Annotated in this window: 21 protein-coding genes and 1 pseudogene; 14 read left to right on the forward strand and 8 right to left on the reverse strand. The window is 66.1% G+C overall.

Annotated elements, in window-relative coordinates:
- Nucleotides 1-675: 675 nt before the first annotated feature.
- The gene (locus L1O02_RS19475; RefSeq protein ID WP_060843146.1) at nt 676-1,380 is read right to left on the reverse strand and encodes a glutathione binding-like protein; all 705 of its coding nucleotides are present in this window, start codon (nt 1,378-1,380) and stop codon (nt 676-678) included.
- 226 nt (nt 1,381-1,606) lie between these two features.
- Between L1O02_RS19475 and L1O02_RS19480 the strand changes: the two genes are divergently transcribed.
- A complete protein-coding gene (locus L1O02_RS19480; protein ID WP_060843145.1) occupies nt 1,607-2,281 on the forward strand; it encodes a hypothetical protein in 675 nt (224 codons plus the stop codon).
- Here the strand turns inward: L1O02_RS19480 and L1O02_RS19485 are convergent, their stop codons facing one another.
- The 4 genes from L1O02_RS19485 to L1O02_RS19500 are packed head-to-tail and all read right to left on the reverse strand — an operon-like array spanning nt 2,282 to nt 5,792.
- Nucleotides 2,282-3,571, reverse strand: a complete 1,290-nt coding sequence (locus tag L1O02_RS19485; RefSeq protein WP_060843144.1) for an FAD-binding oxidoreductase — start codon at nt 3,569-3,571, stop codon at nt 2,282-2,284. It lies immediately after the preceding gene.
- Nucleotides 3,568-4,314: an amino acid ABC transporter ATP-binding protein gene (locus tag L1O02_RS19490; RefSeq protein WP_060838613.1), complete on the reverse strand. Its 747-nt coding sequence runs from the start codon at nt 4,312-4,314 to the stop codon at nt 3,568-3,570. The genes L1O02_RS19485 and L1O02_RS19490 overlap by 4 nt, the downstream gene beginning before the upstream one ends.
- Complete coding sequence (locus tag L1O02_RS19495; protein ID WP_011060581.1) at nt 4,311-4,967, reverse strand: amino acid ABC transporter permease; 657 nt, start codon at nt 4,965-4,967, stop codon at nt 4,311-4,313. The genes L1O02_RS19490 and L1O02_RS19495 overlap by 4 nt, the downstream gene beginning before the upstream one ends.
- Nucleotides 4,968-5,027: 60 nt before the next feature.
- On the reverse strand, nt 5,028-5,792 hold the full coding sequence (locus L1O02_RS19500) for an ABC transporter substrate-binding protein (protein WP_060843143.1): 765 nt from the start codon (nt 5,790-5,792) through the stop codon (nt 5,028-5,030).
- Nucleotides 5,793-5,962: 170 nt separating this feature from the next.
- Here L1O02_RS19500 and L1O02_RS19505 point away from each other — a divergent pair, with 170 nt between their 5' ends.
- The 4 genes and pseudogenes from L1O02_RS19505 (at nt 5,963) to L1O02_RS19515 (ending at nt 9,345) form a co-directional block, all read left to right on the forward strand.
- Nucleotides 5,963-6,739 carry an IclR family transcriptional regulator gene (locus tag L1O02_RS19505; protein WP_060838611.1) on the forward strand — a complete coding sequence of 259 codons (777 nt, stop codon included), beginning with the start codon at nt 5,963-5,965 and terminating at the stop codon, nt 6,737-6,739.
- Nucleotides 6,740-7,130: 391 nt separating this feature from the next.
- Nucleotides 7,131-8,186 (forward strand): permease, encoded by a 1,056-nt coding sequence (locus tag L1O02_RS19510; RefSeq protein ID WP_235758540.1) that lies wholly within the window; start codon nt 7,131-7,133, stop codon nt 8,184-8,186.
- A gap of 228 nt (nt 8,187-8,414) precedes the next feature.
- Nucleotides 8,415-8,563: pseudogene (locus tag L1O02_RS31175) on the forward strand (type II toxin-antitoxin system HicB family antitoxin); the annotation flags it as partial.
- Between the two features lie 440 nt (nt 8,564-9,003).
- Nucleotides 9,004-9,345: a DUF3077 domain-containing protein gene (locus L1O02_RS19515; protein WP_060838609.1), complete on the forward strand. Its 342-nt coding sequence runs from the start codon at nt 9,004-9,006 to the stop codon at nt 9,343-9,345.
- A gap of 52 nt (nt 9,346-9,397) precedes the next feature.
- Here L1O02_RS19515 and mnmH read toward each other — a convergent pair whose 3' ends face one another.
- Genes mnmH through L1O02_RS19530 form a run of 3 tightly spaced genes read right to left on the reverse strand, consistent with a single transcriptional unit; the run spans nt 9,398 to nt 11,943 of the window.
- A complete protein-coding gene (mnmH, locus tag L1O02_RS19520; protein ID WP_060838608.1) occupies nt 9,398-10,498 on the reverse strand; it encodes a tRNA 2-selenouridine(34) synthase MnmH in 1,101 nt (366 codons plus the stop codon).
- A complete protein-coding gene (gene selD, locus L1O02_RS19525) occupies nt 10,498-11,532 on the reverse strand; it encodes a selenide, water dikinase SelD (protein WP_108542800.1) in 1,035 nt (344 codons plus the stop codon). The genes mnmH and selD overlap by 1 nt, the downstream gene beginning before the upstream one ends.
- A gap of 45 nt (nt 11,533-11,577) precedes the next feature.
- On the reverse strand, nt 11,578-11,943 hold the full coding sequence (locus tag L1O02_RS19530; RefSeq protein WP_108542798.1) for a nuclear transport factor 2 family protein: 366 nt from the start codon (nt 11,941-11,943) through the stop codon (nt 11,578-11,580).
- A 214-nt stretch (nt 11,944-12,157) separates the two neighbouring features.
- On the opposite strand from L1O02_RS19530, the gene L1O02_RS19535 reads away from it, so the two are divergent.
- From L1O02_RS19535 to L1O02_RS19575, 9 genes are all read left to right on the forward strand, one after another.
- Nucleotides 12,158-13,129, forward strand: coding sequence for a LysR substrate-binding domain-containing protein (locus tag L1O02_RS19535; RefSeq protein WP_102864150.1), 972 nt, complete (start codon nt 12,158-12,160; stop codon nt 13,127-13,129).
- 96 nt (nt 13,130-13,225) lie between these two features.
- Nucleotides 13,226-14,686, forward strand: coding sequence for a 2-hydroxymuconic semialdehyde dehydrogenase (locus L1O02_RS19540; protein WP_235758541.1), 1,461 nt, complete (start codon nt 13,226-13,228; stop codon nt 14,684-14,686).
- A 13-nt stretch (nt 14,687-14,699) separates the two neighbouring features.
- Nucleotides 14,700-15,512 (forward strand): fumarylacetoacetate hydrolase family protein, encoded by an 813-nt coding sequence (locus L1O02_RS19545; protein WP_060838603.1) that lies wholly within the window; start codon nt 14,700-14,702, stop codon nt 15,510-15,512.
- 13 nt (nt 15,513-15,525) lie between these two features.
- A complete protein-coding gene (locus L1O02_RS19550) occupies nt 15,526-16,464 on the forward strand; it encodes an acetaldehyde dehydrogenase (acetylating) (protein ID WP_060843137.1) in 939 nt (312 codons plus the stop codon).
- A gap of 12 nt (nt 16,465-16,476) precedes the next feature.
- Entirely contained in the window at nt 16,477-17,511 is a 1,035-nt protein-coding gene (dmpG, locus tag L1O02_RS19555) for a 4-hydroxy-2-oxovalerate aldolase (protein ID WP_235758542.1), read from the forward strand.
- Complete coding sequence (locus L1O02_RS19560) at nt 17,508-18,299, forward strand: fumarylacetoacetate hydrolase family protein (protein ID WP_102864145.1); 792 nt, start codon at nt 17,508-17,510, stop codon at nt 18,297-18,299. Before dmpG ends, L1O02_RS19560 begins: the two co-directional genes overlap by 4 nt.
- A complete protein-coding gene (locus L1O02_RS19565) occupies nt 18,296-18,730 on the forward strand; it encodes a RidA family protein (protein ID WP_060838599.1) in 435 nt (144 codons plus the stop codon). Before L1O02_RS19560 ends, L1O02_RS19565 begins: the two co-directional genes overlap by 4 nt.
- A gap of 2 nt (nt 18,731-18,732) precedes the next feature.
- A complete protein-coding gene (locus tag L1O02_RS19570; RefSeq protein ID WP_060838598.1) occupies nt 18,733-19,305 on the forward strand; it encodes a 3-hydroxyanthranilate 3,4-dioxygenase in 573 nt (190 codons plus the stop codon).
- Nucleotides 19,302-20,291 carry an amidohydrolase family protein gene (locus L1O02_RS19575; RefSeq protein WP_235758543.1) on the forward strand — a complete coding sequence of 330 codons (990 nt, stop codon included), beginning with the start codon at nt 19,302-19,304 and terminating at the stop codon, nt 20,289-20,291. The genes L1O02_RS19570 and L1O02_RS19575 overlap by 4 nt, the downstream gene beginning before the upstream one ends.
- The last annotated feature ends 53 nt before the right edge of the window (nt 20,292-20,344 follow it).

Below are 20,344 nucleotides of genomic sequence, written 5' to 3' on the forward strand. Positions count from 1 at the left end.
CCCAGTGCGGCTAACCCGGCATCCCTGCCGGGTTACCCACGGCTCAATGCCTGCGTTCGGCCATCGTGTCTAAGGGGGCAGGAAGATCAAAAGCAAGATCAAAAGCAGAATCTGACGGCGGCCTGTTTCATTGCCGTTCGCGTTAATGTAGCCGCTGCCGAAGGCTGCGACCGGCTCCGCAGGAGACGCTAAACCTGCCTCCCCGATATTCCTGACCTATCGCGCCGCCTGGTTTTGCGAGCGCGAGCGCTCGTTCGCAGCCTGCGGCAGCGGCTACAGGGAACCAGCCTGCGCACCTTGGTTTTGGCTTTTGATCTTGATCTTCCGGCCCCTTCCCAGCAGGCCGAGCGTAGGCGTTGCGTAGGGGGCAGCTCGGCATGGATGCCGAGCTAGCCGCCGCCCGGCCATGGATGGCCGGTTGGCGGCGGGCCCCCGGAGCAATGCCGGAGCTCGGGCACCCCGAGCCTCAGCGAGGGGCCGTATGGAGGGGCAAGACTTTTTGCTTACTTTTGTGTCGTTTGACAAAAGTGAGTCGCCGTAAGGGCGAAACCCTAAGTGGCCGTGACCGCAGCACCGGATATGTACCCCGTCCCACTCGCTACAAGAGCAAACCCCTAAGTAGCCACACCCGCAACACCGAAGATGCCCCCCTTCGCCCCCCCCTAGAAAAACACCTCAAACCACCTTGGGAATCTCCAACCCACGAATCACCGCCGGCCGCGCCACAAACTTGGCCAGCACCCGCTGCACATCGGGGAAACTGTCGATCCCCACCAACCCACCCGCCTCATAAAACCCGATCAAATTGCGAATCCACGGAAAGGTCGCAATATCGGCAATGGTGTAGCGCTCGCCCATGATCCACTCGCGCCCTTTCAGGTGCTTGTCCAGCACCCCCAGCAAACGCTTGGCCTCATTCACGTAACGCTCCAGCGGCCGCTTGTCCTCGTAGTCCTTGCCGGCGAATTTGTGGAAGAACCCCACCTGCCCGAACATCGGCCCGATGCCGCCCATCTGGAACATCAGCCACTGGATGGTTTCATAACGCGCCGCCGATTCCTGGGCCAGCAGTTGCCCGCTCTTGTCAGCCAGGTAGATCAGGATCGCCCCCGACTCGAACAGCGCCAGGGGCCGGTCGCCCGGGCCGTGGGGGTCGAGAATCGCCGGGATCTTGTTGTTCGGGCTGACGCTGAGGAACTCAGGGGTCATCTGGTCCTGGGTCTCGAAGCTGACCCGATGCGCTTCGTACGGCAGGCCGATCTCTTCGAGCATGATCGAGACCTTGACCCCGTTGGGGGTCGGCAACGAGTACAGCTGAATCCACTCGGGGAATTGCGCAGGCCATTTCTGGGTAACGGCAAAGGCGGAAAGATCGCTCATGACAGGCTTCCAGTCTCAATCAAAGGGGGCGACGCCACAGAGGGGCAACGGCGGGAGATTATCCGCCGGGCTTTCTTAAATCGGCAACATGCGGCGCTTAAGCTGCGGGCAATCGAACCAAATGCCGTTCAGGGACTCAGAAACCACGGCCGCGACAGGCCACGTTCGATGACAGGGAACACCGGTTTGTCAGCCGCGCCCCATTGCCCCGAAGAATCGCCACGCCATGAAACTGCTCCGCCGCCTTGCCCGCTCCTTCAAGCACCGCCGCTACCTGCCGCTGCCCGCCCTGTTGCTGGGCAGCGCCCTGTGCCTGTCGCTGGAGTCCAGCGTCAGCCGCGCGCAACCGGTGGACGGCACCCAGACCCTGGTGTTCCTGCGCCATGCGGAAAAGCCCGCCGGCGGCCTCGGCCAGCTCAACTGCCAGGGCCTGAACCGGGCCCTGGACCTCGCCACGTTGCTGCCGGAAAAATTCGGCAAGGCGCAGTACGTGTTCGCCGCCGACCCGACGCGCAATGTCGAGGAAGGCGAGCTGGACAACTCCTACAGCTACATCCGCCCCCTGATGACCATCAGCCCCAGCGCCATCAAGCTCGGCCTGCCGGTGAACATCGATTTTGCCGCCAACGACACCAGCGACCTGGCGGACGAGCTGCTGCACGACCGCTACCACAACTCGATCATCTACACCGCCTGGTCCCACGGTTACCTGCCGGAGCTGATCAACAAGGTCGCCGAAGAGGCCGTGGGCCAGAAGCGCCCGATCACTGAGGACTGGGCCTCCAGCGACTTCGACTCGCTGTACGTGCTGACCCTGACCTGGCGCAACGGCAAGGCCAGCCTGCACAGCCAGAGCTACAAGCAGGGCCTGGACGGCGGCGAGCAGGATTGCCCGAGCTGATCAGCCCAGGGCGTCGAGCAACCGGTACCAGGCAATCCCCGCCCCCAGGTAGAGGCGTTGCAGGCCATGCAGCGGAATCGGCCGCACGGGCGTGAGCGGAAACGGAAAGGCCTGCCCCGCTCCCGTCAGCCGCGCCGCCAGGTGCTTGCCCAGCAGGGTCGACAAGGCAATGCCGCGCCCGTTGTAGCCCAGCAGGATCGACAGCCCCGGCGCCGGTTCGTGCAACTGCGGCAGAAAGCTCGGGGTCAGGGCCACGCGCCCGCTCCAGCGGTACTCGATGGGGGTGCCCGCCAACTGGGGAAACAGGTTCAGCAACGAGCGCTCCAGATGGTTCCAATCGGCATCCCGACGCGGCTCGGAAAACGGTCCGCGCCCGCCCAGCAGCAGGCGTCCCTGGGCGTCCTGCTTGAAATACAGCAGCAGGCGCCGGGCATCGGAACACACCTCGCCGCCCGGCAGGATGCTCTGGCGCAGCTCGGCGGGCAGTGGCCGGGTGGCGATGATGAAACTGTTGGCGGCGATCACCGTCTGGCGCAGCCCCGGCCACAAGCCGTCGGTGTAGCCATTGGTGGCCAGCAGCACCTTCGGGGCGCGCACCCGCGCGCCACAGTCGGTTTCCAGGGTCCAGCGCCCGCCGTCGCGCTGCAGTTGCCGGACCCGGCTCTGGCCGTGAATGCTCACCCCCAGCCCCATCGCCACCCGGGCCAGGCCCCGGGCGTAGTTCAGCGGGTGCAGGCTGCCGGCCCGTGGGTCGACCCAGCCGCCCAGGTACTGCGGGCTGCCGATGCGCTGGCTTACCGCCGCCTTGTCCAGCAACTCCACGGCCACGCCGCGCTGGCGCCACTGCTCGGCGCGCTGCTCCAGGGTGCGCATCGCCGCGCCGGAAAACGCCGGCTGGATCCAGCCCTTGCGCGTGGCGTCGCAGCGGATGCGGTGTTCCTTGATCAGCTCGAACACTTCATCGGCCGCCGAGCCCACGGCTTCGATCAGTGCCTCTCCCCGCACCTGGCCGAATTTGGCCAGCAGTTGCTCGGGGTCGAACTTGAGCCCGGGGATCACCTGCCCGCCATTGCGCCCGGAGGCGCCCCAGCCGGGTTCGCCGGCATCCAGCACACACACACGAGCACCGCTCTGGGCCAGGCGCAGGGCACTCACCAGCCCGGTGTAGCCGGCACCGACAATCGCCACATCGACCTCCCGGTCCTCGGTCAGCGCCGGGGTGTGCTCGGCCGGCATGGCCGTGGCCGCCCACAGCGAGGGCGGCATGCGCAGAGGCTGGGACGCACTCATGCCTGCACCTCCGCGCCCTGGTTGAGCAGACGCCGCAGGAAGTCCTGGGTGCGCGGGTGGCTCGGGGTGCTGAGCACGGTGCGCGCCGGCCCGGCCTCGACGATGCGCCCGCTGTGAAGGAAGCACACCTGGTCCGCCACGTCCTGGGCAAAACCCATTTCATGGGTGACCACGATCATGGTCATGCCCTCGTCGGCCAGCTTGCGCATCACCGCCAGCACCTCGCCCACCAGCTCCGGGTCCAGCGCTGAAGTGGGCTCGTCGAAGAGAATCGCCTCCGGGTCCATGGCCAGTGCCCGGGCAATCGCCACCCGTTGCTGCTGTCCGCCAGAGAGCTCGTCCGGGTAGGCGTGCATGCGATGGGCCAGGCCGACCTTTTCCAGCAGGGCCTCGGCCCGCAGGCGTGCTTGCCGGGGGTCCTGCTTCTTGACGTAGATCGGCCCCTCGGTGACGTTCTGCAACGCCGTGCGATGGGGGAACAGGTTGAAGCGCTGGAACACCATGGCCACCCGGGTACGCAGCTCGTGGATGCTCTTGGCCTGCCGCTCGACCCGCGCCCCGCTCACCAAGATGTCGCCCTGCTCGTAGCTTTCCAGGCCGTTGATACAGCGCAGCAGGGTCGACTTGCCGGACCCCGAGGGGCCGATCAGGCACACCACCTCGCCGCTGCGCACCTCAAGGTCGATGCCTTCGAGCACCGCCACGTTGCCAAAGCTCTTGTGTACGCCCTTGATCTGGATCATGGCTTTCTCCGGGTGCTGATGCGCGCTTCCAGGCGGCGCAGGGCAAAGGACAGCGGCAGGCTCAGGGCCAGGTAGAGCAAGGCCACCAGGGTGTAGACGGTCATGTTCTCGAAGGTCGAGGACGCAATCAGCTGCCCGGCCCGGGTCATCTCGGCCACGGTGATGGTGGACACCAGGGACGAGTCCTTGAGCATCATCACCAGGGTGTTGCCGTAGGGCGGCAAGGCGATGCGCAGGGCCTGAGGCAGCACCACCCGACGCATGATCATCGGCCCGCGCATGCCGATGGATTCGGCGGCCTCGATCTGCCCCTGGTGAATGGCCTGGATGCCGGCGCGGAAGTTTTCCGCCTGGTACGCCGAGTAGGCGATGCCCAGGCCGATCACCCCGGCCTGCATGGCGGTGAGCTGGATGCCGAAATCCGGCAGCACGAAGTAGATGTAAAACAGCTGGACGATGATCGGCAGTCCGCGAATGACGTTGACCACGCCGATGGCGAACAACGCCACCGAGCGCACCTTGGACACCATCATCAAGGCGAAGACCAGGCCGATCAGCGAACTGAGCACGAATGAGCCAACAGTGACCTGCAGGGTGACCACTGCGCCTTTCAATAGAATGGGCAGGAAGTCCAGAGCGTTCTGGAGAAACATGGAGAGACCCGTTTAATCAGCAAGAAAGGGACCCGGGCCAGGTGCCGGGCCGCGACTGGATCAGTTGAGCTTCCAGCGCTCGATGATGCGCTCCAGGGTGCCGTCGGCCTTGATCGCGGCGATCCCGCGATTGACCTCGGCCAGGGTCTGGGCATCGCCCTTGCGCACGATCAGGCACACATCGCCCATGACCACCGGCTGGTAGCCCTTGACCAGCCGCACCTTGTTCTGGGTGCCCTGGGCCAGTTGGTAGGCGAGGATCGGCCGGTCGGCGAAACCGGCCTTGATCCGCCCCAGGGCCAGGTCGCGCATCAGGTCGGGAATCGAGTCGTAGCCGCGTACTTCCTTGAAGATCCCGCGCTTGTTCAGCTCGTCGATAAACACCGTTCCGACCTGGGCGCCGACGGTTTCCCCGGCCAGGTCCTCCATGCGGCGGTAGTCGCCGGTGTCGTCGGCCTTGACGATCAGGCCCTCGCCGTAGCTGAACACCGGGTCGGAGTACTGCACCACTTTCTCGCGCACCGGGGTGCGCAGCATGGCGGCGGAGATGATGTCGATCTTGTTCGAGGTCAGGGACGGGATCAGCGCGGCGAAGGTGGTCTGCTGGATGTCCACGGCGAAACCGCCAGCCTTGCCCACGGCCCGGGCGGCATCGATCATCATGCCCTCGATGCTCTGGCTCTTGACGTCAAGAAAGGTGAAGGGAATGCCGGTGGCGGTGGCCCCGACCTTGTACAGCGGCTCGGCCTGGGCCGACAGCGAGAGGCCCAGGGCACAACAGAGTGCGAATACAGCGGGCGCAAGGACACGAGTGCGGGTATGCATGGCGAATCTCCCATTGGACGGTTTTATTGTTTGAAGTCCGTGATGGATAGCCTCTGGTGTGGAAGGCAGGAGGCATGGACCCGACTATAAACAATTTACAAAAATCGTAAAGAGATTTATAAATATCGAATATCGATATTCAAAACATGAAATAGCCAGACAGGACTGTCATGAGCGATAACAACAATTCCCTATTCAACCAGTCGCTGGAGAAAGGCCTGGCAGTGCTGCGGGCCTTCAACGCCGCGCAACGAACCATGAACCTGGCGGAAATCGCCGCGGCCGCCGACATCAACAAGAGCTCGGCGCAGCGCATGATTCACACCCTGGAACAGCTGGGCTACGTGCGTAAGCACCCGCAGACCAAACGCTTCCAGCTGACTCCGCGGGTGATGGAGATCGGCTACAACTACCTGGCTGCCGACACCCTGGTGGACGTGGCCAACCCGTTCCTCGCCGAACTGGCGCAGATCACCGGAGAAACCACCAACCTCACCGAGCCCGATGGCCTGGACATGGTCTATGTGGCGCGCTTCGTGGCGCCCAAGTTCATCCCCATCCACATGCCCATCGGCAGCCGCATCCCCATGTACTGCACCGGCTCCGGGCGCGCCTACCTCAGCGCCCTGCCCGCCGCCGAGGCCACACAGATCCTCGAAGCCAGCGAGCGCAAGGCTCATACCCGGCACACCCTGACCGAGCTTGCGGATATCCAGCGCGAGATCGAGCTCACCCAGCGCCGCGGCTACGCCCTGAACCCGGAGGAACTGTTCCTGGGTGACATGAGCATTGCCGCACCGATCCTCGGCAGCCAGGGCCTGCCGGTGGCCGCCGTGCACGTGGTGGTGCCCAGCAGCCGCTGGACCCTGGAGGAAGCCGAACGCAAGCTCGCGCCTTCAGTGATCGAATGCGCCCGGGCCATCCGCACCTCGATTCGCACCCTCTGAAAATCGCTCCCCTGTGGCCGCTGCCACAGGCTGCGAACGGCCCGCAGGGACGCGGCCTTCTCAAAACCGATGAACTCCGACGGGGGATCGCCAAGCAAGGCCCTGCGGGCCTTCGCGCAGCCTCGCTGACGCTCGGCAGCGGCTACAGTCCAATGCCGATCCGAGATGGGTGTAGCCGCTGCCGCAGGCTGCGAACGGCCCGCAGGGACGCGGCGCTCTCAAGACCGACAGAGCTCCGACACGAGATCGCCAAGCAAGGCCCTGCGGGCCTTCGCGCAGCCTCGCTGACGCTCGGCAGCGGCTACAGTCCAATGCCGGGCGAGATCGGTTCGCGGCGCACCGGCGCCAGCGGCTACAATTCGCGCTTATTGTCTTGTGCGGAATTCCCTTCATGTCCAACCTCGCCTCCACCCAGCCCACCCGCGGCTGGGCGTTCTGGTGCAAACCCCTGCTGTTCCTGCTGGTGGCCGCCATTGGCCTGTATTACGTGAAGTGGTCGCCCTACTACCTCAAGGCCTTTGTCGCCGCCGACAGCCACAGCATCGGCGCGTCGATCCTCAACGATCAGCAAAGCTCGCCCTGGAGCGCCGCCCTGGCCTATTCCCAGGTGTACTTCCTGGCCATCTGGAAAGCCGCGGTGCTGGCGGTGATCTTGGGCTCGCTGTTGCAGGTGCTGATTCCAAGGGACTGGCTGCTGCGCCTGTTCGGCCGCGCCGGTTTCGGCTCGACCCTGCGCGGCGGGCTGTTCGCCCTGCCGGGCATGATGTGTTCCTGCTGCGCCGCACCGGTGGCCGCTGGCCTGCGGCGGCAGAAGGTTTCGGTGGGCGCGGCCCTGGCGTTCTGGATCGCCAACCCGGTGCTCAACCCGGCGACCCTGGTGTTCATGGGCTTTGTTTTGGGCTGGGGGTTTTCCGCCCTGCGCCTGGTGGCGGGCATCGTCCTGGTGCTGGGCGTGTCGCTGGTGGCGCAGCGGGTCGCCGGCCCCGAGCAACTGCCGGAAGCCGCGGTGGATGCGGTGGTGGAAGCCAGCACGGTGAACGAGCAGTCGTTCCTCAGCCGCTGGGGCAAGACCCTGTGGCAACTGTTCTGGAGCACCATTCCGATCTATGTGCTGGCAGTACTGGTGTTGGGCGCGGCGCGGGTCTGGCTGTTCCCGCACATTGACGGTGCCATGAGCGACAGCCTGTGGTGGCTGGTGCCCCTGGCGATTGCCGGGACCCTGTTCGTGATCCCTACGGCGGCAGAGATTCCCATCGTCCAGACCATGATGACCCTGGGTTTGGGCACCGGTCCGGCGGTGGCGCTGTTAATGACTCTGCCGAGCATCAGCCTGCCTTCGCTGCTGATGTTGCGTAAGGATTTCGATGCCCGGGTGCTGGTGACCGTGGCCGTGCTGACCATGCTGGTGGGGATTGTCTGCGGATTGATTGGTGCGGTGTTGTTGTAGAACCCTGGTGGTCGCTGCCTCCGTTTCGGGCCCGCCCCGGATAGGCAGCGACACATCGACTCCTGGCATTGGCATCGACTGGATCTCGGCGCAATGTGCAACCTGCACAAAGCGCACCCCGGTCCTGAGCTAAAGACCGCGATACGTCGCCACGTCATCGAACAACGCAGACTCGGAGGCCTTGCTACCGTGAACAACTTGCTGCAACACAAGGGCGTCTAGAGCTCTATCGAAGTCAGCCCCGAGGATCACTGCCTCTTTGGCAGGCTCCAGTTCATCAAAGCCCTGGTGAGCTATGAAGGGCAAACCCTGGCTGAGCTGGAGGTCGCGTTCAAAGAGGCGGTCGATGACTATTTGAGCACCTGCAAACACTCGGCTGTCCCCGCTCAACTCCGTTGAGCACAGGTTTCCAATCGAAGCACCACCCCTCCGCCACAGCATCGTCTTGAAACACATTGATCAGGGAATGCCGCTCCCGAAACCAGAGTTTTCGCTTTGTTTTGTAAGGCTTGTCCGAGAGAATCGCCAACGCCTTTGAGCGGCTTGTGCCCTGGGTGTTCGTCAGGCAGTCTCCCCCGGTCGCTGCACCATCAGCGACTCGGATGTGGAAGTCCGGACATGAAGAACGTGCAACTTGCCTCAATGGGAACACCTGTATTTTTCAATATGGGTGACCTCGCTCTATGGCGGCTGTACGTGGGGCACTCTCGGGTGCGCCGGATCCTTCAGTCCCGGTCTTCCACACCTGCGTACAGCTGCCACCCTCTCATGTGGAAGTGAGTTCCGGCAGTTCTTGAACGACTGGAGGACCCAACTCATGAAAAAGCTCGTCCCCGATCCACCCCGCCCCCTGCGCGATCCCGAGCTGGATCGCGCCAACGCCAACCTGCTCGCCGCGCTGAAACCTACCCAGGCACGCCCGTTCGGCCTGCGCGATGCCCAGGGCAATGCCCTGTTCAGCGTGCAAGCCGGGGTCAACGCCGAACAGGCCTTGAGGCACGTCGCCCTGCTGCTCAAGTGCGCCGAGGAGGTGTCCGATGAAATCACCGAGCGCGCCAGCGGCATCGAGCGTGGCCTGATCTGGTCCATGGTGCATTCCGTGGAAATGGCCCGGGCCGTGGTCGAGGCCTTGCTCGACCGTCCACGCCCTGCCGGCTGAGGCCCGCGCACACCGCGCGCTCAGGTGCTGTGAGCGCGCGGATCATTGAGCGCTAGCGCGAGGGCGACTGGCGCTGGCGCAGGTAATCGAGCACCGCGCCGTGCTCGCCGCTGAACTCGATCCGCGCGCCCTTGCTCTCGCGTTGGTAGGCGTACATCGGATCGTAGTACTCGCCGAGCAAGCCTTCGATCCAGGCCCGGTGCCGTTCCACATCGCCGCTGCGGGCCTGTTCCGCCAGCGCCGCTTCCATCAGCAGGAACAGGCGCTGGTGACGCTCGCCCCCCAGGCGCTTGTGGATCTTGTTCAGGCTCTCCAGCAGGCGTTCGGCAAACAGGGCAAACCCTTCCTCGCCATGCACGGCCACGAACTCGGCGCTGAGGTTGACCACGTAATCGTCAAGGATGCGCTGTACCCGGCTGTCGAGGCGGTCTTCCAGCCAGACCATGGGCAGGCCCTGCATGCTCTGGTACAGCGGCAGCGGCAAGGCGCAGCTGCCGATCATGCGGTTTTCGTCTTCCAGGACAAAGCTCTGCACGCCGCGCTCACGCTTTTTCAGCAGGTCCACCGCCAGGCGGTTTTCGAAGTCGATGTTGCTCGGCTGCCCGGTGGCGCGGCGGCCGAAGCTGGAGCCGCGGTGGTTGGCGTGGCCTTCCAGGTCCAGGGCGTTGTCCAGCTGGCCCAGCACTTCGGTCTTGCCGGTGCCGGTCATGCCCCCCAACAGGACGAAATCACACTGCTGCAACGCCTGCTCGGTAGTGTCCAAAAGGAAGGTCCGCATGGCCTTGTAGCCGCCGCCGACCCGCGGGTAGTCGATGCCCGCTTCCCTGAGCCACTGCTGGACGATCTGCGAGCGCAGGCCGCCACGGAAGCAGTACAGCAGGCCGTTGGGGTGAGCCCGGGCGAAATCGGCCCAGGCCTGGACGCGCTGTTGCTTGATATCGCCGGACACCAGCTGATGACCCAGGACAATCGCCGCCTGCTGGCCCTGCTGCTTGTAGCAGGTGCCGACCCGCTGGCGTTCCTGGTCGGTCATCAGCGGCAGGTTGAGCACCCCGGGAAAGGCGCCCTTGGTGAATTCGATCGGCGCCCGGGTGTCCATCATCGGCCGGTCGTTGAGGAAGATCTCGCGGTAGTCGGTGCAGTCCAGAGGCATCAGAACACCTCGACCGCGTGGCTCTGTCGCTCCACCAGTTCACCGATGGGCGCCAGTTCCAGGCCCAGCTCCGCCGCCAGGGCGAGGAACTCGGCATTGCCTTCAGGCGTCACCGCCACCAGCAGGCCGCCGCTGGTCTGCGGGTCGCAGAGCACGCGCTTGTGCAGCTCCTGGACCCGGCCAATCTTCTCGGCGTAGCTGCTGTAGTTGCGCAAGGTGCCGCCGGGCACGCAGCCCTGATCCAGGTAGTACTCAACCCCTGGCAGGCGTGGCACGCGGTCGTAATGGATCTGTGCGGTGAGGCCGCTGCCATCGGCCATTTCCACCAGGTGCCCGAGCAGGCCGAAACCGGTGACGTCGGTCATCGCGGTCACCCCTTCGAGCTTGCCGAAACGGCTGCCGGGCTTGTTCAGGGTGCACATCCAGTCGCGGGCCAGGCCGATGTCCTCGCTGCGCAGCTTGCCCTTTTTCTCGGCGGTGGTGAGCACGCCGATCCCCAGGGGCTTGGTCAGGTACAGCAGGCAACCGGCGGTGGCGGTGTCGTTGCGTTTCATGAAGCGTTTTTCCACCAGCCCGGTCACCGCCAGGCCGAAGATCGGCTCCGGTGCGTCGATGGAATGGCCGCCCGCCAGGGGAATGCCCGCCGCGTCGCACACGGCGCGGCCGCCGCGGATCACTTCCCGGGCGATTTCCGGGGCCAGCACGTTCACCGGCCAGCCAAGAATGGCGATGGCCATCAGCGGGTCGCCGCCCATGGCGTAGATGTCGCTGATGGCGTTGGTGGCGGCGATGCGGCCGAAGTCGAAGGGGTCGTCAACGATGGGCATGAAAAAGTCGGTGGTGGAGACCACGCCGCGCTCTTCATCGATGGCGTAGACCGCCGCGTCATCGCGCGAAGCGTTGCCGACCCACAGCTTGGGGTCGAGGTTCTGCGCCCCGCTGCCGGCCAGGATCACCTCCAGTACCTGGGGGGAAATCTTGCAGCCGCAGCCGGCTCCGTGGCTGTACTGGGTCAGGCGAATCGGCTCGCTCATGGGGCACCTCGTCAAGTTCGGGACGCAGGATTCTAGCAGAGGGGGTCAGGCCCCGGGCCGGGGCGTGCCCTGGTGGAACAGCATCTGCCAGCGCCCTTCGCGGCAGCGCCACAGCGAACTGCGCCAGGCGCTGCCGGCCGCGCGCCCGCCGGCTGCGGCGTTATGGCACAGGTAAGTGACCTGGGCCAGGTCGGCCGCGAGAAGCTGCAACGAGAACTCGCTGATGCTGCGCTCGATGAAGTCCTGCTGGGGCAGGCTTTGCAGCACCTGGGCCTTGTTCCAGCGTCCGCCGCTGGCGCCGAACTCGAGAAAGTCGTCGGCCAGCAAGGCCTCCAGCGCCTGGCGATCGGCGCGCACTTCGGCTTGTTGCAACTGGCGTTCGAGCATCAGCAGGTGGTCGGACAATTCCATGGTCACTCCCGAGGCGGCGGATCAGTGGCGCACTCTAGCATCCGCGCCCAGCCTCTCAAGACCGGACACCTGCGGTAGCGCATGAACCAAGCAAATGGGCCGGGCTTTGGTTAGGCTTGCAGCGCCCTGCCCGGGGCACGCTTGTCCTCACCCCAACAAAAGCGCCACCCCGCCCCTCAGCCGAGGCCCGGGCAAGACGCTGAAGGAGTCCGCCATGAAATTCACCACCCAGTCCATCGCCCGCAAGCTCAAGTTCCACCAGTTGGTGGTGTTCGAGCAGGTGCTGCAAAGCGGCTCGCTGGTGCGCGCCTCCCAGGCGCTGAACCTGACTCAGCCGGCGGTGACCAAGATCATTCACGAGCTGGAGTCCTACTTCGAGGCGCCGTTGCTGGTGCGCAGCAACCGCGGGGTGACCGCCACCGAGCTGGGCCAGGTGGTGGTGCAACGGGCCAAGTCGCTGCTGGCGGAACTGCGCGCCCTGACCGATGAGGTCAACGCCTTCCAGGAAGGCACCTCGGGGCAGGTGATGGTCGGCACCCTGATCTCGGCCTCGACCTCGCTGCTGCCCCGGGCCATCCAGTTGCTCAAGCAGCGCGCGCCGGGGGTGCTGGTGTCATTGCGGGTCGGGCAGATGGACCAGCTGTTTCCGGCGCTGGCGGTGGGCGATGTAGATCTGGTGGTGGGCCGGGTGCCGGACGACTGGCACCGGCGCAGCGAGTCGCTGGAAGTCGACGTGCTGTATCGCGAGGACCTGAGCATCGTCGCCGGCGTCCATCACCCGCTGCACCAGCAGACGCCGGTCAGCCTGGCACATCTGCACGCCTACCCCTGGGTGCTGCCGACCCGCGACTCGCTGCTGCGGCGCACCGCCGACCGGCTGTTCGCCGACAACGGTCTATCGACGCCGGACAATGTTGCCGAGTCGCTGTCGATCCTCACCAACATCACCCTGATGCAGGATCAGCGCACCGTGGCCCTGATGCCCTACGAGGCCTCGTTGCAGTTCATCCAGGCCGGCATGCTCCAGGCGTTCGATCTGGGGACGCCGCTGCAGTTCGGCGACATCGGTTGCTTCTACGCCGCCCAGCGCCATCTGGGTCCGGCGGCCCGGCTGTTTCGCGAATGCCTGGACCTGGCCCGGGCAGAGACCGCCAACGGGCAAGCGCCGATCCAGGCTGTGTCCTGATATTCCAATTGTTAATAGTTAGCGGCCGATCTTTGATTATTCACTAATACCAGGCCTTCCTACACTCGCCCCGAAACCCATGTTTCGGAGGTTCAAGTGTCCACAGTCCTGCTGCGTCATTTCATCGACGGCGAGTTCGTCGCCAGCCCCGCGACCTTTGCCAATGTCTCCCCGGTCGACGGCCGTGTGCTGAGCCAGGTCTGCGAGGCCGACCGGCCCCTGGTGGACCGCGCCGTGGCGGCGGCCAAGGCGGCGCAGTCCGGCCCCTGGGCCGATTACAGTGCCAGCCAGCGCGCCGACCTGCTGCTGCGGATTGCCGAAGGTATCGAGGCCCGTTTCGAGGCGTTCGTCGCCGCCGAAGTCGCCGACACCGGGCGCCCGGTGCAGCAGGCGCGGACCCTGGACGTGGCCCGCGCGGTGCAGAATTTCCGCACCTTCGCCGAGTTGCTGCGCCAGTCCGGCGGCGAAATCTTCGAGATGCGCGGCGCCGACGGCAATGACGTGTTCAGCTACAGCGTGCGCAAGCCCCACGGCGTGGTGGCAATCATCTCGCCCTGGAACCTGCCATTGCTGCTGCTCACCTGGAAAGTCGCCCCGGCCCTGGCCTGCGGCAACTCGGTGGTGGTCAAGCCCTCCGAAGACACCCCCTCCAGCGCCACCCTGCTGGCCGAAGTGATGCGCGACGCTGGGGTGCCGGCCGGCGTGTTCAATCTGCTGCACGGCTTCGGGCCGAACTCGGCCGGGGAATTCCTCACCGCCCATCGCGAGGTCGACGCCATCACCTTCACCGGTGAGTCCCGTACCGGCGCCACCATCATGAAAGCCGCCGCCGAAGGCGTACGCGAGGTGTCCTTCGAGCTGGGCGGCAAGAACGCCGCGGTGGTGTTCGCCGACTGCGATTTCGACGCCGCGGTGGCCGGGGTGCTGCGCTCCAGCTTCACCAACGCCGGGCAGGTGTGCCTGTGCTCGGAGCGGGTCTACGTCGAGCGACCGATCTACCAGCGCTTCGTCGCCGCCCTCAAGGCCGGCGCCGAACAGTTGAAGATCGGCTACCCCGATGAAGACGGGGTGAGCATGGGCTCGCTGATTTCCCACAAGCACCGGGACAAGGTCCTGGGCTACTTCCAACTGGCCCTGGAGGAAGGCGCGACCCTGGTCAGCGGCGGCGGCATTCCGCAGTTCGGCGATGCCCGGGACCAGGGCGCCTACGTCCAGCCGACGATCTGGACCGACCTGCCGGACCACGCCCGCTGCCTGCGCGAAGAGGTGTTCGGCCCGGTCTGCCACATCGCCCCGTTCGACACAGAGGACGAAGTGCTGCGCCGGGTCAACGACAGCGCCTATGGCCTGGCCACGGCCCTGTGGACCCGCGATCTGAAGCGCGCCCATCAGCTGTCGCGGCGCTTCCGTGTGGGCATGGTCTGGGTCAACACCTGGTTCCTGCGCGACCTGCGCACGCCGTTCGGCGGCACAAGGCTTTCGGGCGTGGGGCGCGAAGGCGGCCGCCATTCCCTGGATTTCTACTCCGAGATCACCACCATCTGCGTCAACCCTTGAGGGGCACCCCGACATGCATGCAGACCTGATTGAAGCGGCGCACCAGCTGCGCCAGGCCCAGCTCAACGGCCAGCCCTGCGCCCCGGTGCGCGAGCTGATTGCCCAGGCCCGGGCCGCACAACCCCACAGCTCACTGGCCGACCTGGCCTACCAGGTGCAGCGCTACAACAACCTGGCGGCCATGGATGCCGGACGCCGCCCGGTGGGCCACAAGATCGGCCTGACCTCCCACGCCGTGCAACGGCAGTTGGGGGTGGAGCAGCCGGACTTCGGCCAGCTGTTCGCCGACATGGCCCGCGGCGACGACCAGCCCATCGCCTGGAGCGACACCTGCCAGCCCAAGGTCGAGGCCGAGATCGCCCTGGTGCTGGAACGCGACCTGCCCCACGAGCGGCACACCCTGGCCGACCTGATCCGCGCCACGGCCTTCGCCCTGCCGGCCATCGAGATTGTCGGCAGCCGCATCGCCCAGTGGGACATCCAGCTGAGCGACACCATCGCCGACAACGCCTCCAGCGGGCTGTTCGTGCTCGGCAGCCGGCCGGTGCCATTGCAACAGCTGGACCTGGTGCGCTGCGGCATGAGCCTGACCCGTGGTGGCGAGCCGGTGTCGGTGGGCGCCGGCGCCGCCTGCCTGGGCAACCCGCTGAACGCCGCCCTGTGGCTGGCCGACACCCTGGCCCGCCTGGGCACGCCGCTGCGGGCCGGCGACATCCTCCTGACCGGCGCCCTCGGGCCCATGGTCGCGGTGCAACCGGGAGATCGCTTCAGCGCACACATCCAGGGCCTGGGCAGCGTCAGCGCCAGTTTCGCCAGAACCCAATGAACCGGAGCCACTCATGAACCCAACCCTCAAGGCCGCGATCATCGGCTCGGGCAATATCGGCACCGACCTGATGCTGAAAATCCTCCGCCAGGGGCAGCACCTGAGCCTCAGCGCCATGGTCGGCATCGACCCGGCCTCCGACGGCCTGGAGCGGGCCCGGCGCCTGGGCGTGGCCACCACCCACGAAGGCGTCGAAGGCCTGCTGCGCATGCCCGAGTTCGCCGCCATCGACATCGTTTTCGACGCCACCTCGGCCAGCGCCCACCGGCACCATGAGGCGCTGCTGCGCCAGGCCAAGCCGGGCATCCGCCTGATCGACCTGACCCCGGCGGCCATCGGCCCCTACTGCATTCCGGTGGTCAACTTGGAGCAACACCTGAACAGCCTCAACCTGAACATGGTCACCTGCGGCGGCCAGGCGACCATTCCCATGGTCGCCGCGGTGTCGCGGGTGGCCCAGGTGCACTACGCCGAGATCGTCGCCTCGATTGCCAGCAAGTCCGCCGGCCCCGGCACCCGGGCCAATATCGACGAGTTCACCGAGACGACACGCCACGCCATCGAAACCCTCGGCGGCGCCACCCGGGGCAAGGCGATCATCGTCATGAACCCGGCCGAACCGCCGCTGATCATGCGCGACACGGTGCTGATGCTGTCGGCCGCCGCCGATCAGCGGGAGGTCGCCGCCTCCATCGGCGAGATGGCCGCGGCAGTGCAGGCCTATGTACCCGGCTACCGGCTCAAGCAGCAGGTGCAGTTCGAGCCGATCCCGGCCTCGGCGCCGCTGCTGATCCCGGGCCTGGGGCGTTTTTGCGGGCTCAAGACCTCGGTGTTCCTGGAGGTCGAAGGCGCCGCCCATTACCTGCCCGCCTACGCCGGCAACCTCGACATCATGACCTGCGCCGCGCTGGCCACCGCCGAGCGCATGGCCCAGTCGCTGCTCAACCGCTGAAGGAGCTTCGCCATGACTTTCAACCCCGGCAACAAGCTCTACATTTCCGACGTGACCCTGCGTGACGGCATGCACGCCATCCGCCACCGGTACAGCCTGGATCAGGTCCAGGCCATCGCCCGGGCCCTGGACGCGGCCCGGGTCGACAGCATTGAAGTGGCCCACGGCGACGGCCTGCAGGGCTCCAGTTTCAACTACGGCTTCGGCGCCCACACCGATCTGGAATGGATCGAAGCCGCGGCCGATGTGCTCGAACACGCGCGCATCGCCACCCTGCTGCTGCCCGGCATCGGCACCGTGCATGACCTCAAGGCCGCCTACCGGGCCGGCGCCCGAGTGGTGCGGGCCGCCACACATTGCACCGAGGCCGATGTCTCGCGCCAGCACATCGAATTCGCCCGGGAGCTGGGCATGGACACCGTGGGCTTTCTGATGATGAGCCACATGACCAGCCCGGAAAATCTCGCCATCCAGGCGCAGAAAATGGAAAGCTACGGCGCCACCTGCATCTACGTGGTGGACTCCGGCGGCGCGATGAACATGCAGGACATCCGCCTGCGCTTCAGGGCGCTGAAGGCCGTGCTCAAGCCGGACACCGCCACCGGCATGCACGCCCACCACAACCTCGGCCTGGGGGTGGCCAACTCCCTGGTGGCGGTGGAAGAAGGCTGCCAGCGCATCGACGCCAGCCTCGCCGGCATGGGCGCCGGGGCCGGCAATGCGCCGCTGGAAGTGTTCATCGCCGCCGCCGACAAGCTGGGCTGGAACCACGGCACCGACCTCTATCGCCTGATGGACGCCGCCGACGATCTGGTGCGCCCGCTGCAAGACCGGCCGGTGCGGGTCGACCGCGAAACCCTGGCCCTGGGCTACGCCGGGGTCTACTCCAGCTTCCTGCGCCACGCCGAACTGGCTGCTCACAAGTACGGCCTGAAAACCGTCGACATCCTGGTCGAGCTCGGCCGCCGGCGCATGGTCGGTGGCCAGGAAGACATGATCGTCGACGTCGCCCTCGACCTGCTCGCTGCCCGGGAGTCCCGCCCATGAACCTCGATCTTGCCCCCATCGCCAGCGCCCTGGATCAGGCCGCGCGCAACGCTCGCGCCCTGCCCCAGTTCAGCCGGCACACGCCCTTCAACCTGGAGCAGGCCTACCAGATCCAGCGCGCTTCCATGGCCCATCGCTACGCCGATGGCGAACGTATGATCGGCCTCAAGCTGGGCTTCACCAGCCGCGCCAAGATGCTGCAGATGGGCGTCGACAGCCTGATCTGGGGCTGGCTCACCGACGCCATGCTGGAAGAGGACGGCGGCCTGCTGAACCTGGATCGCTACATCCACCCCCGGGCCGAACCGGAGCTGTGCTTTCTCACCCGGCGCGCCATCGACCGGCCACTGACCCAGCTCGAAGCCGTGGACTACCTGGAGGCCGTGGCCCCGGCCATCGAGATCATCGACTCGCGCTACGAGGCGTTCAAATTCAGCCTCGAAGACGTGGTGGCGGACAACTGCTCCTCGGCCGGGCTGGTGGTCGGCCCCTGGTCCCGGGATTTTTCCGCCCTGGCCAACGCCGGGGTGCTGATGCGCCTGGACGGTGCCCTGGTGGAGGCCGGTTCGACTGCGGCGATCCTCGGCCATCCGCTGCGCAGCCTGGTGCACGCCTCGCAACTGCTGGCCCGGGCCGAGATCAGCCTGCCCGCCGGCAGCCTGATCATGGCCGGCGCCGCCACCGCCGCCGTAGCCCTGACACCCGGCGCGCAGCTGTCGGTGGAGATCAATGGCTACGGCGAATGCGCCTTCACCTGCACCAGCCAGGCACAGGGAGAAGGCTCATGACCGTCAATCGCGCGACCCTGGTGCCGGGCAAGGCCAAGCCCCGGGGCCGCTTCCCCCATATCAAGCGTGCCGGCGACCTGCTGTTCATCTCCGGCACCAGCTCGCGGCGTCCGGACAACAGCTTCGACGGTGTCGAAGTGGACGAACTGGGCACCACCTGCCTGGACATTCGCGCCCAGACCCGGGCGGTGATCGAGAACATCCGCGATATCCTCGCCAGCGAAAACGCCGGGCTGCAGGACCTGGTGGACATCAGCGCCTTCCTGGTGGATATGAACGATTTCGGCCCCTACAACCAGGTCTACGCCGAGTACTTCGACGAACAGGGGCCGACCCGCACCACCGTGGCCGTGCATCAGTTGCCACACCCGCACCTGCGCATCGAAATCAAGGCGGTGGCCTACGCCCCGCTCAATCGCCGAGAACAATAACAATGGACAAGCACCACTACAGCGCACCGCTGAACTTCAACCGTTGGCTGGATGAACATGCCCATCTGCTGCAACCGCCGGTGGGCAACCGTCAGGTGTGGCAGGACGCCGACTTCATGGTCACCGTGGTCGGCGGCCCCAACCAGCGCACCGACTTTCACGACGACCCCATGGAAGAGTTCTTCTATCAGTTCAAGGGCAATGCCTACCTGAACATCTGGGACCGCGGCCGCTACGAACGCATCGACCTGCGCGAGGGCGACATCTACCTGATGGCGCCCCACGTCATCCATTCCCCGCAACGCCCGGAGCCCGGCAGCCTGTGCCTGGTGGTGGAGCGCCAGCGGCCCGTGGGCCTGCTGGACGCCCTGCAATGGTCCTGCGCCCGCTGCGGCACGCTGATCCAGCGCTATGAAATGCAGCTGCAGAGCATCGTCAACGACCTGCCGCCGGTCTACGAAGAGTTCTACGCCACCAGCCAGGAGCAGCGGCGTTGCAGCGGCTGCGGCGAAATCCATCCGGGCCGCGACTGGCAGACCTGGCACCACACCCTCAAGGCGGCGACCCCCTTATGAAAATCGACATGCATTCGCACTTCTTCCCCGACATCAGCCAGGCCGAGGCCGCACGCCTGGACCCGGTGCGCGCGCCCTGGCTGCACAAGGACGGCGCCCGGGGCCAGATCATGGTCGGCGACAAAGCCTTTCGTCCGGTGCACGACGTGCTCTGGGACCCGGCGCGACGTGTCGAGCACCTGGACGAGCAAGGCCTGGACCTGCAGATCATGTGCGCCACGCCGGTGATGTTCGCCTACGACGCGCCCATCGAACGGGCCCTGCCCTGGGCCCAGTTGATGAACGATCGGGCCATGGCCATGACCGCCGGCCACGAACCCCGGCTCAAGGTCCTGGCCCAAGTGCCACTGCAGGACCTGGACGCCGCCTGCGCCGAAGCCAGCCGGGCCCAGGCCATCGGCCACGTCGGCGTGCAGATCGGCAACCACGTGGGCAATCACGACCTGGACCACGATCATCTGGTGACCTTTCTCGATCACTGCGCCCGTAACCAGATCCCGGTGCTGGTGCACCCCTGGGACATGATGGGCGGCGAGCGCATGCGCAAATGGATGCTGCCGTGGCTGGTGGCGATGCCGGCGGAAACCCAGCTGGGGATTCTGTCGCTGATCCTCTCCGGGGCCTTCGAGCGCCTGCCCGAATCCCTGCGCATCTGCTTCGCCCACGGCGGTGGCGGCTTCGCCTTTCTCCTGGGCCGGGTGGACAACGCCTGGCGTCACCGCGACATCGTCCGCGAAGACTGCCCGCAGTTGCCGTCCAGCTACGTCAAACGCTTCTTTGTCGACTCGGCGGTGTTCGATCCCGGCGCCCTGAAACTGCTGGTGGAAGTGATGGGCAGTGAACGGGTGATGCTGGGTTCGGACTCACCCTTCCCCCTCGGCGAACAGCGTATCGGCAGCGGCATCGCCGACCACCCGACCCTGGCCGAAGCCGACAAGGCACGCCTGCTCGGCAGCAACGCCCAGGCCTTTTTCAACCTGTACTGAGTGCCCGCACTCGGCCCCCCATCCCCCTCGCTGCACCCGTCACCGTGGTCATC

Origin of the sequence: Pseudomonas sp. BC42 (assembly GCF_021560055.1) — a bacterium.
Classification (GTDB): Bacteria; Pseudomonadota; Gammaproteobacteria; order Pseudomonadales; family Pseudomonadaceae; genus Aquipseudomonas.